Below are 14,204 nucleotides of genomic sequence, written 5' to 3' on the forward strand. Positions count from 1 at the left end.
ATAGAAAAACTTTCTGCGGTGTACGTTGTCTCTGATAATTCAACCGACATAACAGACATGGGAGTCTGCGTTTAGCATTGTATAACAAGCCTTTTCGAGAGGAAGTTAGAAAATGCTAACAGGAAACCCCCTTTTAATAAGGCGGGCATGAATTAGCTGAGTTGACGGCATTGCGGGAAAAACCCTCTTAAAGCTAGCTTTAAGAGGGTTTTTTTATATAATATTTATAGGGTATTTTTTTCTTTCTTTAAATATATGGATATATTTAAATCCTAATTCTTTTAGCATTTTTTCTACAGCTCTATATTTATATCCTATGTTATCGGGAGTATGAGAATCGGAACCTACAGTTATTATCTCTCCTCCTAATTCTTTGTAAAGCTTTAATATTTGAATTTTAGGATGAAAATAGCCTAATCCATATCTCATTCCAGCAGTATTTATTTCAATACCTTTACCATTTTCAATAAGAAGTTTCAAAATACATTCTACAAGATTATAATAATCATCATATCTAGGAATAGAAGAATAGCTTTCAAAATATCTGTCTATATAATCAAGATGACTCAAGATATCAAAATTGCTAAAATTTTTTACACAATAATACATATCTTTATAATATTGTTCTAAAGCATCTATTGGCTTAATTCCTTTAGTAAAGTTATCAGCATGTATATCTAACTTATTTACTGCATGAATTGACATTAATACAAAATCAAAATCATTATCACTTATAAAATTATTATACCTTTCAATTAAATGAGGTTGAATTCCAATTTCTACTCCTGCTAATATTTCAATATCCTTTATATATTTATATTTTACTTGTCTAATATTTTTAAAATAATCAGAAGTTCTAAAAACGAAATCAATCCTTTGTGATGTAGAGTCAAAATCAACATGATCAGTAAAACATATGGATTTCATGTTTTTATTAATTGCAGCTAATACCATATCTTCCATAGATGTTTTTGAATCAATGGAATATTCACTATGAATATGAAAATCATACATTTATTTAACACTCCTAAAAAGTTATTGTTTAAGATATTCTACTAGAAATTTACTAATTAGTAAAGGAGTATAAATAAAATATTAAATGCTAGAAAGAATAAATTTTACAAGACTGAGGGACAATTAATTATATAAAATATTATTAATTTAATTAGGAGGGATTTTATTGGAATTAACTACAAAAGAAATTGTAAAAAAGATGATATTAGATTCTCAGGAGATGGTAAGAGATTATGAAGTGCATTCAAAAAAAGTAAATGATAGTGAAATAGCAGATATTTTTAAGAAATTTGCAGAAGAATGTGGATATCAAGCTTCAGAATTACAAAAAATATTAAAAGACAAGTTCTAAGTTCAATTAAAAATTGTGACATATGTTTAAGATATATTGATTATAAAATAGGTTTTGGGGTAAAAATTTAATATTAGAATCACAAAATATAAGGGGGAATTTAATATGATAAATAAATTTATTGAAGAAAAAAGGAAAAGAATTGAAAAAGAAAAAAAGAAGGAAGTAGCAAAGAATGTTGCAGTAGGTACAGCTATTGGTACTGCCATAGGAGCAGCAGCAGGAATATTACTTGCTCCAAAATCAGGAAAGGAAACTAGAGAAGATATATCAAAAAAATCAAAAGATGTAGCTGAAAACATTAAAAATACCGTAAATGATCAAATTGAAGCAACAAAGGATTTTCAGGAAAAGGTTAAGGCTGAAATAAAGAATGTATATAATGGCATAAAAGAAAAGAAAGATGAAATAGTTGATGAAATTGAAATAGAAGTTGAAGAGTTAAAAGATGAGTTAGAGGATAAGAAGGAGTGCGAAGATACAGATAAAAATGAAAAAGAATCTTATTAGGAGGTGTAGTGATGACAGCTACACTTACAGTTCAAGATTTATTTAAACTACTCCTTTTTTTACTTGGGATTGGTGGATTATCATATTTAATTTTAGTTTTAAGAAATATAAACAAGATAATAACTCAAGTAAACCTTATTGTAGAAGATAATAAAAAAAATATAGATGGTACGCTTAAACAATTACCAATAATAAGTGAAAATATTTCTTCAATTACTAAAAGTACAGATATAGCATTAAAAGATTTGACACCAGAAATAAATGATTTGGTCAGTAATATAAATGATATATCAGGAAAAGTAGGATCTATTACTGATTCCGTTGATAGTACAACCCATAAGGTATCTGAAACCTTTGATGTTATTTCTGAGAGTATATCTGAAACGGCATTTGCATTTCAATATAATATAAAGAATATAGATAATTATATTAGGTTAATTGTTGAGATAATAGAAGCCATTAGAAATGCCATCAAGAAAAAGTAAGAACCCGGATACTAGGGTTCTTACTTTTATTATAGGTCTTAGGCATTAGATTTAGGATTAAAATAGTTTTAAAATTATTGAATTATTGATATAATAGTGTATAATTAATCAGCTCAAAATTAAGATTTTATAATAATATAATTAATATATTTAATGAGAGGTTGATATTTATGAAAAAGGTAAAGGTAATTTATAATCCGTCTTCTGGAAGACAATCTACAGAAAGAAGAGTAGATCGCTTGTGTAAACTTTTATTAGATGACGGATATTTAGTAAATAAATTTATTACAAGACAAAAAAATGATGCAATGAATGAAACTATAAAAACGTGTAAAGAAGATTGGGATATTATAATAGTTAGTGGTGGTGATGGAACAGTTAATGAAGTAGCAAAAGGTATGGTAAAAGGTGAGACAAAGATTCCAGTAGCTATTTTATCTTCAGGAACTGTAAATGATTTTGCTAACTATATGAAAATCCCTAAAAATATTATGGATTTTTATAATATGATAAAAAAAGGAAATTTTATAGATGTGGATTTAGGCAAAGTTAATGATGAGTATTTTGTAAATGTGGCAGCAGGTGGAATTTTATCAAATGTAGGCTATCAAGTTTTACCAGAGACCAAAATGGTATTAGGAAGAATGGCTTATTATATAGAGGGGCTAAAAGAAATAACTCTTCAAAATTTTGAACCTATAGAATTAAATATAGAAAGTGAAGAATGTTCTTTAAAAGAGGAGGTATTGTTATTTATAATATCTAATAGTTCATCAATTGGAGGTTTTAAAAAGTTAGCACCAAAAGCAGATGTTGAAGATGGATTGTTGGATATAGTAATCATAAAAAAATCAGGTGTACAAGATTTAGCTAATATATTTATCAATATATTTAGTGGTGATCATATTAATCATCAAAATGTTTTATATTTTAAATCAAAACATGTAAAATTATCTACTAAAAAAGATGTACCTATTGATATAGATGGTGAATATGGAGGTAAACTTCCCGCTAGTTTTGAGATTGTACCGAAGGGATTTAGGATTATGGTATAGTATAGTATAGTATAGTATAGTATAGTATATTACTATTTATATAATATAAAAAGGAGAATTTTAATGGATGAAAATTTAAATTGTGAAAATGTAGCTAATATAGAAAAACATTTAAGAAAAGTAGATTATATTATAAGGAGAAAAGGTAGAGAGATATTATCTGATTTTAATATTACTGTGCCACAATTTTCAGCTTTACAGATTTTAATAAATTATGGAGACATGACTATTGGAGAATTGAGTCAAAAAATGGCTCTAGCATGTAGTACCATAACAGATCTTATAGATAGGATGGAAAAGTCAGATTTAGTAATTAGAAAAAAGGATGAAAAGGATAAAAGGGTTGTAAGAGTAGAAGTGCTTCCTAAGGGCTATGATATCTTAGAAAAGGTACTTAAGAAACGTATTGATTTTTTAACTGGCAAATTAAGTGATTTTAGTGATGAAGATAAGGATAAATTGAATCTAGGTTTGAAGTCTCTTTATGAGGCTATGAAAGATGAAATATAAGTTTAGAAACTATCTTATGATGATTTACAATTATTTTACATTTGATTTTGATGATACATAAAAGATTATGAGTTTGAATAAGCCTTTACATATATGTAAAATATATATCAACAACTAAATATAAGAGTTTATAAAAGTTATACATATTTAAATAAAATGCTTAAAACCTGCTTCTTTAAAGAAGAAAGAGTTTGATTTTAATAGCTTTAATTTAGCTAAGAATTTGAAAAATATATTTGCACCTATAATATAAATAAAAATATTTACTATTTTATAATATAATATGTTATAATTAATAAAAGCTTTAGAAAATTTTCCATCATTTAAAAGTAGGGGAGATTATGTCTAAAAAACTATTTATTTTAAGAAAATACATTAAATTTAAAAACCACAGATATTTCTGTGGTTTTTTAAATACACTTTAATTAGGTAGTGAAATATATTAATGAAATTGAATGGAGGGTTGTATTATGGAAAAAGTATTTATTGACGGCAATAGCTTAACTTTAGAAGAGTTTATAAGAGTAACTAGATTAGGTGTAGAGGTAGAATTATGTGAGGAAGCAGTAACTAGGGTAGAAGAAGCCCGTAGGTTAGTGGATAAGTTTGTAAATGAAAATAAGGTTGTTTATGGTATAACTACAGGATTTGGAAAATTTAGTGATGTAGTAATTACTGGTGAGGAAACTAAGGTATTGCAAAGAAACCTTATAATAAGTCATGCTTGTGGAGTGGGTAATCCTTTAGGTGAAGATATAGTTAGAGGGATTATGTTACTTAGAGCAAATGCATTAGCTAAAGGTTTTTCAGGCATAAGACTATCTACATTAAATACCTTAGTTGAAATGTTAAATAAAGGAGTTCATCCTATTATTCCAGAAAAGGGTTCTCTAGGTGCAAGTGGTGACTTAGCACCATTAGCTCATATGGTATTGGTTATGATAGGAGAGGGAGAAGCCATATATCAAGGTAAAAGAATGTCTGGTAAAGAAGCAATGGAAAAGGCCAATATATCAACCATTGAGTTAACTTCTAAAGAAGGATTAGCCTTAATCAATGGAACCCAAGTAATGACCTCTATAGGTGCGTTAACTATATATGATTCTATAATGCTTAGCAAGACAGCTGATATTGCAGCTTCATTAACTATTGAAGCATTAAATGGAATTACAGACGCTTTTGACTCTAGAGTTCATAAAGTAAGAGCACATGAAGGTCAAATCAATACAGGCAAAAACCTATTAGCTTTACTAGAGGAGAGCTCAATGACTACTCGACAAGGAGACATTAGAGTACAAGATGCTTACTCATTAAGATGCATACCTCAAATACACGGAGGAAGTAAAGATTGTTTTAAATATGTAAAAGAAAAAATTGAAATTGAAATGAATTCAGCAACAGATAACCCTTTAATTTTTGTTGAAGAGGAAGAAGTTATTTCAGGTGGGAATTTTCACGGGCAGCCAATGGCTCTAAGCTTTGACTTTTTAGGCATAGGATTATCTGAATTAGCTAATTTATCTGAAAGAAGACTTGAAAGGCTAGTGAATCCTTCATTAAGTAATGGATTACCTGCATTTTTAGTTAATAAAGGAGGACTTAATTCAGGTTTTATGATAGTTCAGTATTCAGCAGCCTCCTTAGTATCAGAAAATAAAGTGTTAGCACATCCAGCTAGTGTGGATTCCATACCATCATCTGCTAATCAAGAAGACCACGTATCTATGGGAACCATTGCTGCAAGGAAAGCTAGGGAAATAATGGGGAATGTGAGAAAGGTTATTGCTATGGAAATTTTGGCAGCCTGTCAAGCAATTGATTTAAGAGGTAATAAAGGATTGGGAAAAGGAAGCAATATAGCTTATAATATAATAAGAGATAATATCGAATTTATTGAAGATGACAGAGTAATGTATCTAGATATTAATAAATGTGAGGACATAATTAAATCTGAGAAAATAGTAAATAAAGTTGAAGAAGAATTAGGAGTATTACTATAAGGAGGAGATTTTATGATTAAAAATTTACAAATTTCTGAAGCTATGACTATCAAGTTGGGGAATGAGCTGCCACCAGCACCTAAATTTGAGGAAGGAATCAGAAGAGCTCCAAAGCGAGAACTAAACTTAACTAAAAGAGAAATAGAAATTGCTCTTAAAAATGCTCTAAGATATATACCAGAAGAACTACATGAAAAATTGGCACCAGAGTTTTTAGATGAGTTATTTACCCATGGAAGAGTTTATGGATATAGATATCGACCAGAAGGTAGTATTAAAGGGAAACCAATAGATGAATATAAAAGTAAATGTATAGAAGGAAAAGCTTTTCAAGTAATGATTGATAATAACCTTGACTTTGATGTGGCATTATATCCATATGAATTAGTTACCTATGGAGAAACAGGTCAAGTCTGTCAAAACTGGATGCAATATAGATTAATTAAGAAATATTTAGAGGAATTAACTAATGAGCAAACACTTGTAGTGGCATCAGGACATCCAGTTGGATTGTTTAAATCATCTCTTACAAGTCCTAGAGTAATTATTACAAATGCACTTATGATAGGGGCTTTTGATGATCAGGAACATTGGATTAAAGCACAAGCTATGGGAGTTGCTAACTATGGACAAATGACAGCAGGAGGGTGGATGTATATAGGGCCTCAAGGAATTGTTCATGGAACATATAATACTATATTAAATGCTGGAAGAATGAAACTAGGAATAAAAGAAGATGGTGATTTAAGAGGACATCTATTTGTGAGTTCTGGATTAGGTGGCATGAGTGGTGCACAAGGTAAAGCAACTAAAATAGCAAATGGTGTAGGGATTATAGCAGAAGTAGACTATTCAAGAATAAAAACTAGGCTAGATCAAGGGTGGATAGATAAATCTTTTGATGACTTAGAAGAATTATTTGAATATGCTCAAAAATCAATGGATAAAAAAGAAGCAGTAGCAATTGCTTATCATGGCAATATTGTAGATTTACTAGAATATGCAGTAAATAATAATATTAAAATTGAATTATTATCAGACCAGACTTCATGCCATGCACCTTATGATGGAGGTTATTGTCCTCAAGGATTAAGTTTTGAAGAAAGAACAGAAATGCTGGAAAAAGATAAACATGAATTTATTAAATTAGTAAATAAATCTTTAATACATCATTTTGAACTAATTAAGAAATTAGTAGAAAGAGGAACTTATTTCTTTGATTATGGAAATAGTTTTATGAAGGCTGTTTATGATGCGGGAGCAAAGGAAATTTCTAAAAATGGAATAGATGAATCAGAAGGATTTATATTTCCATCTTATGTAGAAGATATTATGGGACCTATGTTATTTGATTATGGTTATGGACCATTCAGATGGGTTTGCTTAAGTGGAAAACATGAAGATTTAATTAAAACTGATAAGGCAGCCATGGAATGTATAGACCCTACAAGACGCGGTCAAGATAGGGATAATTATATATGGATAAGAGATGCTGAAGCTAATGGACTTGTTGTAGGTACTCAGGCTAGAATTTTATATCAAGATGCATTAGGTAGAACTGAAATAGCATTAAGGTTTAATGAAATGGTAAGAAATAAAGAAGTAGGGCCTATAATGTTGGGTAGGGATCATCATGATACAGGTGGTACGGATTCACCATTTAGAGAAACTGCTAATATTAAGGATGGAAGTAATATTATGGCAGATATGGCTACACAATGTTTTGCAGGTAACGCTGCTAGGGGAATGAGCCTTATTGCACTTCATAATGGGGGAGGAGTAGGAATAGGAAAATCAATTAACGGTGGCTTTGGAATGGTATTAGATGGTTCTGAAAGAGTAGATAATATATTAAAGACTTCAATGCCATGGGATGTAATGGGTGGAGTTGCAAGAAGAGCTTGGGCTAGAAATGAAAACTCAATATCCACTTGTATTGAATATAATAATAAATTTAAAGATACAGACCATATTACAATTCCATATGTGGCCGATGATAAATTAGTTAAGCAATTAGTGGAAGATAAATTAAAAAAATAATTATAGGAGGATGAAAATGGCTAGAATTATTCAATGTGTACCTAACTTCAGTGAGGGAAGAGATAAAGGTATTATCGAAAAAATAGTTGAAGAGATTAGAATACTTGAAGATGTAAAGCTTCTAGATTATTCTATGGACAAGGATCATAATCGTACAGTAGTTACTTTTATTGGTGAACCAGAGAAAGTAATAGAAGCAGCTTTTAATGCCTGTAAAGTAGCGTCAGAGTTAATAGATATGAGAAACCACACAGGAGAACATCCTAGAATGGGAGCAACAGATGTTATACCGCTTATTCCAATATCAGATGTTACAATGGAAGAATGTATTGAACTGTCAAAGACATTAGGTAAGAGAATAGGAGAAGAACTTAATATTTCAGTATATTTATATGAAAAATCTGCACAAAGAGCAAGTCGCGAAAATTTAGCTGATGTAAGACGTGGACAATACGAAGGGATGGCAGATAAATTAAAAGATGTAGATTGGGTTCCAGATTTTGGACCAACTGAGTTAAATGAGAAATCAGGAGTTACAGCAGTAGGAGCTAGAATGCCTTTAGTAGCCTTCAATGTAAATTTGGGAACAAATGATATTAATGTGGCTAAAAATATTGCAAAATCCATAAGAGCAAGTGGTGGTGGATTCAAATATTGCAAGGCATTAGGTATAGAAATTAAGGAAAGAGGCATCGTTCAAGTTACAATGAACATGGTAGACTATACTAAAACCCCACTGTTTAGAGTATTTGATACAATAGAGAGGGAAGCTAGAAGATATGGAGTAAATGTTATAGGCAGTGAAATAATAGGATTGCTACCTATGGCAGCTATGATTGATGTAGCAGATTACTATTTAAGAGTAGAGAATTTTGACCATAACCAAATCTTAGAAAAAAGAATGATGGAATAAGGTGATATAATGAAAGCTACATTAGTAATTAAAAATATAGATAATTTAATAACCTTGAAAGGAGAGAATAAACCTAGAGTTAAGAACTCCTTAAAGGATATAGGTATAATAAAAAATGGTGTTATAGCTTTAGATGGGGAAAAGATTGTTTATGTAGGTGAAGGGGAATTACCATCAGATATTATCATAGATGAAAATACAATGTTTTTAGATGGTAATGGTAAAACAGTAACTCCAGGCTTGGTTGACTCCCATACTCATTTAGTCCATGGAGGCTCCCGAGAAAATGAATTAGCTATGAAATTAAAAGGAGTACCTTATTTAGATATATTGGCAGCAGGTGGAGGTATTCATTCTACAGTTAAATCAACCAGAGAATCAACATTTGAACAATTATATAATAAAGCCAAGAAAAGTTTAGATACTATGCTTGGATTTGGAGTAACAACAATTGAAGCGAAGAGTGGATATGGAATAGATGATTTTGATACTGAGTTAAAGCAATTGGAAGTTGCTAATAAATTAAATACAGATCATCCTGTTGATATTGTTTCCACTTTTATGGCAGCCCACGCTATACCTAAGGATTATAAGGATAATCCAGATGAATTTGTAGACATTATTATTAAGGATATGATTCCTAAAGTAGCAGAAAGAAAACTAGCAGAATTTTGTGATGTGTTTTGCGAAAAAGGAGTATTTACCATAGAACAATCTAGACAAATATTGCTTGCTGCTAGGGAATATGGTATGGAGCCTAAGCTTCATGCAGATGAAATTGAGCCGTTGGGTGGAGCTGAATTAGCTGCGGAAATAGGATGTATTACAGCAGATCATTTAATAGCAGCCAGTGATACTGGGATTGAGGAAATGGCAAAGAATACTGTTATAGCAAATTTACTTCCTGGCACTAGTTTTAATTTACAAACTGGAAAGTTTGCTATGGCTAGAAAAATGATAGACATAGGAGTGCCAGTAGCTTTATCTACAGATTATAATCCTGGCAGCTGTCCAACTGAAAACTTACAGCTTATAATGAGCTTTGCATCACTAATTATGAAATTAACTCCTGAGGAAGTAATTACGGCTGTAACTATTAATGGAGCTGCAGCATTGGGACTAGAAAGTGAAATTGGTAGTCTTGAAATAGGGAAACAAGGGGATATAGTAATCTTTGATGCACCAAATTTGGAATATATTTTGTATCATTTTGGAGTAAATCATGTAGACACAGTGGTAAAAAAAGGTAAAATTGTATATAGGGATAACAAGATTATTAATTAAATTAATTTAGACTTTTAGGTTATAATTATAACCTAAAAGTCTTTTTATTTAATTTGAATTCTAAAATCATTATTTAAATACTATGAAAAATATAGACTATTTGGATAAAAAAGTATATGATAGATAATAGTGGAACTATGATTTAGGTAGATTAAATTAAAACAAAAGGAGGTATAATCAGTGGCTGAAAATCAATATGTGGTTTTTAAATTGGGTAAAGGTGAATTTGGTATTGATATAATGAATGTAAAGGAGATTAGTTCTTATGAAGAAGCTATTTCTTTACCTAATACACCATCATTTATTGAAGGAGTTATAAATTATAGGGGGAATGTCATACCTATTATTAATTTAAAGAAAAGATTATCATTGGGAGAATTTGAGGTGACAAAAGACACTAGAATTATAGTTATTAATTTAGATGAAAAAGAAATTGGATTTATAGTGGACGAAGCATCTCAAACCCTTAGAGTTAATAATGAGCAAATAGACCCTGCACCTTCATTTATCAGTGGAGTGGATAAAAAATATATAACAGGTGTTGGAAAGCTAGATGAGAAAAGACTTTTAATTTTAATAGATCTTAAAAAGATTTTATCAGCGGATGAGATAGAAGAAATACAAAAATTAGAGGTTTAGTGTATTATGGAATCAAAGCAAATGAGCATTAAAAGATTGAATGAAATATTAGAAGCTACTATTGACTCTATAAATGGGACTAAGGATGAAATATTTGAAATAGTAAATCATTCAAGATTAGAATGCAAGAGATTGGAAGATGAACTTAAATCCCTTCAAACTAAGATTAAAGAAGTATTTACACAAGTGGAAAGATTAGAAGGGCTTGATAAGAAAAGCCGTGTAAACTTATCTCATAAGAGCAAAAATTTTGAGTTTTTTAATGAAAGTGATATTAAAGATGCTTATGATTTGGCTAATGGAATTAGAATTGAACTTTTATTGAAAAGAGAAGAAGAAAAAAATCTAATAGAGAGAAGAAAAGAAATAGAGATTAGATTAAAAAATTCTTATGAAGTATATAAAAAAGCAGAAAATATTAACAAACAAATTACTGTAGCAGTTGAATATCTAATGGGGAATGCGGGAAATATTGCAGTAACTGTAGATGAATTAAGTAAAAAGCATTATATGAATATTAAAATTATAGAGGCACAAGAAGAGGAAAGAAGTAGATTAGCCAGAGATATTCATGATGGACCAGCCCAATCCTTAGCAAATGTGATAGTAAAGGCTGAGTTATGTGAAAAATTATTAGATATAGATAAATATAGAGCTAAAAATGAAATCCATAGTTTAAAAGAAGTAATCAGATGGACTTTAAAGGATGTTAGAAAGATAATATATGATTTAAGACCTATGTCTTTAGATGATCTTGGACTTATTCCCACATTAGAAAGATATATATCTATATTTGAAGAAGATACTGCAATAAAAGTAGTTCTCAAGACATCTGGAAAATTTAATGACTTGGAATCAGTTATACAGATAGCTATTTTTAGAATTATTCAGGAATCTTTAAGCAATATTAGAAAACATGCAAAAGCAAAGTCCGCTGTTATTATAATTGAAAAATCTCTATCTAAAGTTAATTTATCTATTAAAGATGACGGGGTAGGATTTAATATTGAAAATTATAAAGAAGGATCTAATTTAATGTCAAGTGGGTTTGGGTTGATGAATATAAAAGAGAGGGTAGAATTGCTAAATGGAAGCCTCCACATAATATCTTCTTTAAATTTAGGGACTAAAATAAGTTTATTCATACCTTTAAATGGGGAGGACTAGATTGATGAAGGAAAAAATTATCAGTGTTGTAATTGCAGATGATCATGCATTAATAAGAGAAGGAATAAAACAAATATTAGAATTAGAAAAAGATATAACTGTTATAGGACAAGCTAGTAACGGTGAAGAGGCTTTTGTTATGGCCATGGAATTAAATCCAGATATAATATTACTAGATATAAATATGCCTAAGTTAAATGGGATAGAAGCTTTAAAGAAATTTAAAGATATGGGCATAAAATCAAAAATTATTATTTTAACCATACATGAGGATAAGGAATATATTTTAAAGACATTAAAATTAGGTGCAAATGGATATATGTTGAAGGATTCAAGTGCAGATAGTTTGATTATGGGAATTCGCAGCGTTGCAAAGGGTGAAAACTATATCCAATCAAGTGTTGCAGAATTAGTAAATAAGTCAACCAATTATGATGAATATTTTAATACTAGTATTGATAAAATTAATTCGCTTACAAAGAGAGAGTATGAAATACTTATTTTAATAGCTGAAGGTTTAAACAATAAAGATATTGCTGATAGTCTATATATAAGTGAAAAAACTGTAAAGAATCATGTGTCAAATATTTTTAAGAAACTTGATTTAAATGATAGAGTACAAGCAGCAATCTTTGCATATAAAAACAATATAAAAAAACTATAAAGACCAGACGAATCATTTCTTCTGGTCTTTTACAAATTCTAATATATAGTTTTTAAAAGCTTCGCTAAGAGGGGATAACTGTCTGTTTTTATGGAAGGCAAAATAAAACTTTCTAATAAAATCTAAACCTTCAACATAGAAAACCTTATATTTTTTAAGAGCCAAGTCATCTTTTACAGCTTTTTCTGATAAAAAACTAATACCTATACCAAGGCAAACTAATTCTTTAATTGCTTCTGTATCTTCAACATAAGCAGCTATATTTAGTTTGTTTATTGGAAGTTTAGCTCTTTCCAATATGTTCTCAACTAAGGATCTAGTGCCGGAACCCTCTTCTCTAAATATGATTTTTTCTCTAAATAATATATCTTTACTAATAAAAGAGAAATTATCACCAGGAAAGTCAGGAGAATTTGGGGTGACTAAGACTAATCTATCCTCCATTAAATCAATATACCTAAGATTATTTGAAGGAAACTTAGCACCTAGAATACCAAAGTCTGTTTCACCATCTAAAATTCCTCTTATAACTTTTTTAGAGTCTTTATCTCCTACAGTAAAGGATACATCAGGATAATTATTCAAGAAATTTTTAATTATAGTAGGAAGTAAATACTTTCTAGGAACAGAACTTGAATAGATATGTAAGTGTCCCTGTATCTTACCTTGATAGGAAGCTAAATCAAACTTTGCCATTTCACAAGAATTTAATATATTTATAGCATATTTATATAATAGATTACCTGCATCTGTCAGTGTGATTTTCTTTCCGAATCTATTTATTAATAGGGTACCAAGTTCTTTTTCTAAGTTTTGAATATGATTAGTCACAGTAGGTTGAGTAATAAAAAGTTTCTCAGCTGCTTTTGAAAAACTCTTTAATTTTGCTACTTCAACAAATGTTTCTAATTGTCTAAAATCCATTCCATCACCTCATTTGAATTATTACTCCAACTCTATTGTAACAAATAATACATATAAATCTACAACTATTCTAACAAAGATATAAAAGAAATTACAATATAAAATATCTATGAAGGAAACTTTGGCTATTAATTAAATTAATATATATATTAAATTAATAAAGAAAATAATTATTGACAAAAATATAAAAAACGTGTATAGTTATAAATTGTCAGTGTTCAAACTTTTAAAGTTATTTAATGGAAATTAAAGACTTAAAAAAAGTTCAAAAAAACAGTTGACAACTCTTGAAAAAGAGAGTATGATAGTAAGAGTCGGCTGTGACATTAAACTTCATAAATCTGCAAAATGATTTAAAAAAGTTTAAAAATAACAGTTGACAGCAAAGGAAAAGTTTGCTATACTAAGTAAGTCGCCTCAAAGGGTGACGATGAACCTAGAAAACTAAACAGTGTGAGAAACTTTGAATTATAAAAAGTAATGACCTAACCCAATGAGCGTAGCGAATTGAAGGTAGGTCAGATGTCGCGAAGTCCAAATCTATGATTTGGCTAACAAAGCGACGAACACATGAATTAAGTCAGCAAATAATTTGAGCTAATCAGACTTTTTAATGAGAGTTTGATCCTGGCTCAGGACGAACGCTG

14 protein-coding genes and 1 other RNA gene are annotated in these 14,204 nt (G+C 29.7%); 13 read left to right on the top strand and 2 right to left on the bottom strand.

What is annotated here, in order from left to right; genetic code table 11:
* Positions 1-7: 7 nt before the first annotated feature.
* Positions 8-183: non-coding RNA, 6S RNA (gene ssrS, locus BUB33_RS13020), on the top strand.
* A gap of 30 nt (positions 184-213) precedes the next feature.
* Here the strand turns inward: ssrS and BUB33_RS13025 are convergent.
* Complete coding sequence (locus BUB33_RS13025) at positions 214-1,014, bottom strand: histidinol-phosphatase HisJ family protein (RefSeq protein WP_072977141.1); 801 nt, start codon at positions 1,012-1,014, stop codon at positions 214-216.
* 166 nt (positions 1,015-1,180) lie between these two features.
* Between BUB33_RS13025 and BUB33_RS13030 the strand changes: the two genes are divergently transcribed.
* From BUB33_RS13030 to BUB33_RS13085, 12 genes are all read left to right on the top strand, one after another.
* Positions 1,181-1,366 carry a ferritin family protein gene (locus BUB33_RS13030; protein WP_072977144.1) on the top strand — a complete coding sequence of 62 codons (186 nt, stop codon included), beginning with the start codon at positions 1,181-1,183 and terminating at the stop codon, positions 1,364-1,366.
* Between the two features lie 105 nt (positions 1,367-1,471).
* Positions 1,472-1,876 (top strand): YtxH domain-containing protein, encoded by a 405-nt coding sequence (locus BUB33_RS13035; RefSeq protein ID WP_072977146.1) that lies wholly within the window; start codon positions 1,472-1,474, stop codon positions 1,874-1,876.
* Positions 1,877-1,887: 11 nt separating this feature from the next.
* A complete protein-coding gene (locus BUB33_RS13040; RefSeq protein WP_072977150.1) occupies positions 1,888-2,361 on the top strand; it encodes a hypothetical protein in 474 nt (157 codons plus the stop codon).
* A 170-nt stretch (positions 2,362-2,531) separates the two neighbouring features.
* Positions 2,532-3,416, top strand: coding sequence for a diacylglycerol/lipid kinase family protein (locus BUB33_RS13045; protein WP_072977153.1), 885 nt, complete (start codon positions 2,532-2,534; stop codon positions 3,414-3,416).
* Positions 3,417-3,479: 63 nt separating this feature from the next.
* Positions 3,480-3,926, top strand: a complete 447-nt coding sequence (locus tag BUB33_RS13050; RefSeq protein WP_072977155.1) for a MarR family winged helix-turn-helix transcriptional regulator — start codon at positions 3,480-3,482, stop codon at positions 3,924-3,926.
* Positions 3,927-4,396: 470 nt separating this feature from the next.
* On the top strand, positions 4,397-5,926 hold the full coding sequence (gene hutH, locus BUB33_RS13055; RefSeq protein ID WP_072977157.1) for a histidine ammonia-lyase: 1,530 nt from the start codon (positions 4,397-4,399) through the stop codon (positions 5,924-5,926).
* A 12-nt stretch (positions 5,927-5,938) separates the two neighbouring features.
* Positions 5,939-7,966 carry a urocanate hydratase gene (locus BUB33_RS13060; RefSeq protein ID WP_072977159.1) on the top strand — a complete coding sequence of 676 codons (2,028 nt, stop codon included), beginning with the start codon at positions 5,939-5,941 and terminating at the stop codon, positions 7,964-7,966.
* Positions 7,967-7,982: 16 nt separating this feature from the next.
* The gene (ftcD, locus tag BUB33_RS13065; protein WP_072977162.1) at positions 7,983-8,879 is read left to right on the top strand and encodes a glutamate formimidoyltransferase; all 897 of its coding nucleotides are present in this window, start codon (positions 7,983-7,985) and stop codon (positions 8,877-8,879) included.
* A 9-nt stretch (positions 8,880-8,888) separates the two neighbouring features.
* Complete coding sequence (gene hutI / locus BUB33_RS13070) at positions 8,889-10,163, top strand: imidazolonepropionase (protein ID WP_072977165.1); 1,275 nt, start codon at positions 8,889-8,891, stop codon at positions 10,161-10,163.
* Positions 10,164-10,343: 180 nt separating this feature from the next.
* The gene (locus tag BUB33_RS13075; RefSeq protein ID WP_072977167.1) at positions 10,344-10,802 is read left to right on the top strand and encodes a chemotaxis protein CheW; all 459 of its coding nucleotides are present in this window, start codon (positions 10,344-10,346) and stop codon (positions 10,800-10,802) included.
* A 6-nt stretch (positions 10,803-10,808) separates the two neighbouring features.
* Positions 10,809-11,969, top strand: a complete 1,161-nt coding sequence (locus tag BUB33_RS13080; protein WP_072977170.1) for a sensor histidine kinase — start codon at positions 10,809-10,811, stop codon at positions 11,967-11,969.
* A 4-nt stretch (positions 11,970-11,973) separates the two neighbouring features.
* A complete protein-coding gene (locus BUB33_RS13085) occupies positions 11,974-12,633 on the top strand; it encodes a response regulator (RefSeq protein WP_072977181.1) in 660 nt (219 codons plus the stop codon).
* Between the two features lie 12 nt (positions 12,634-12,645).
* Here BUB33_RS13085 and BUB33_RS13090 read toward each other — a convergent pair whose 3' ends face one another.
* Complete coding sequence (locus BUB33_RS13090; protein WP_072977173.1) at positions 12,646-13,557, bottom strand: selenium metabolism-associated LysR family transcriptional regulator; 912 nt, start codon at positions 13,555-13,557, stop codon at positions 12,646-12,648.
* Positions 13,558-14,204: the final 647 nt, after the last annotated feature.

The organism is Tissierella praeacuta DSM 18095, assembly GCF_900128955.1.
Classification (GTDB): domain Bacteria; phylum Bacillota; class Clostridia; order Tissierellales; family Tissierellaceae; genus Tissierella; species Tissierella praeacuta.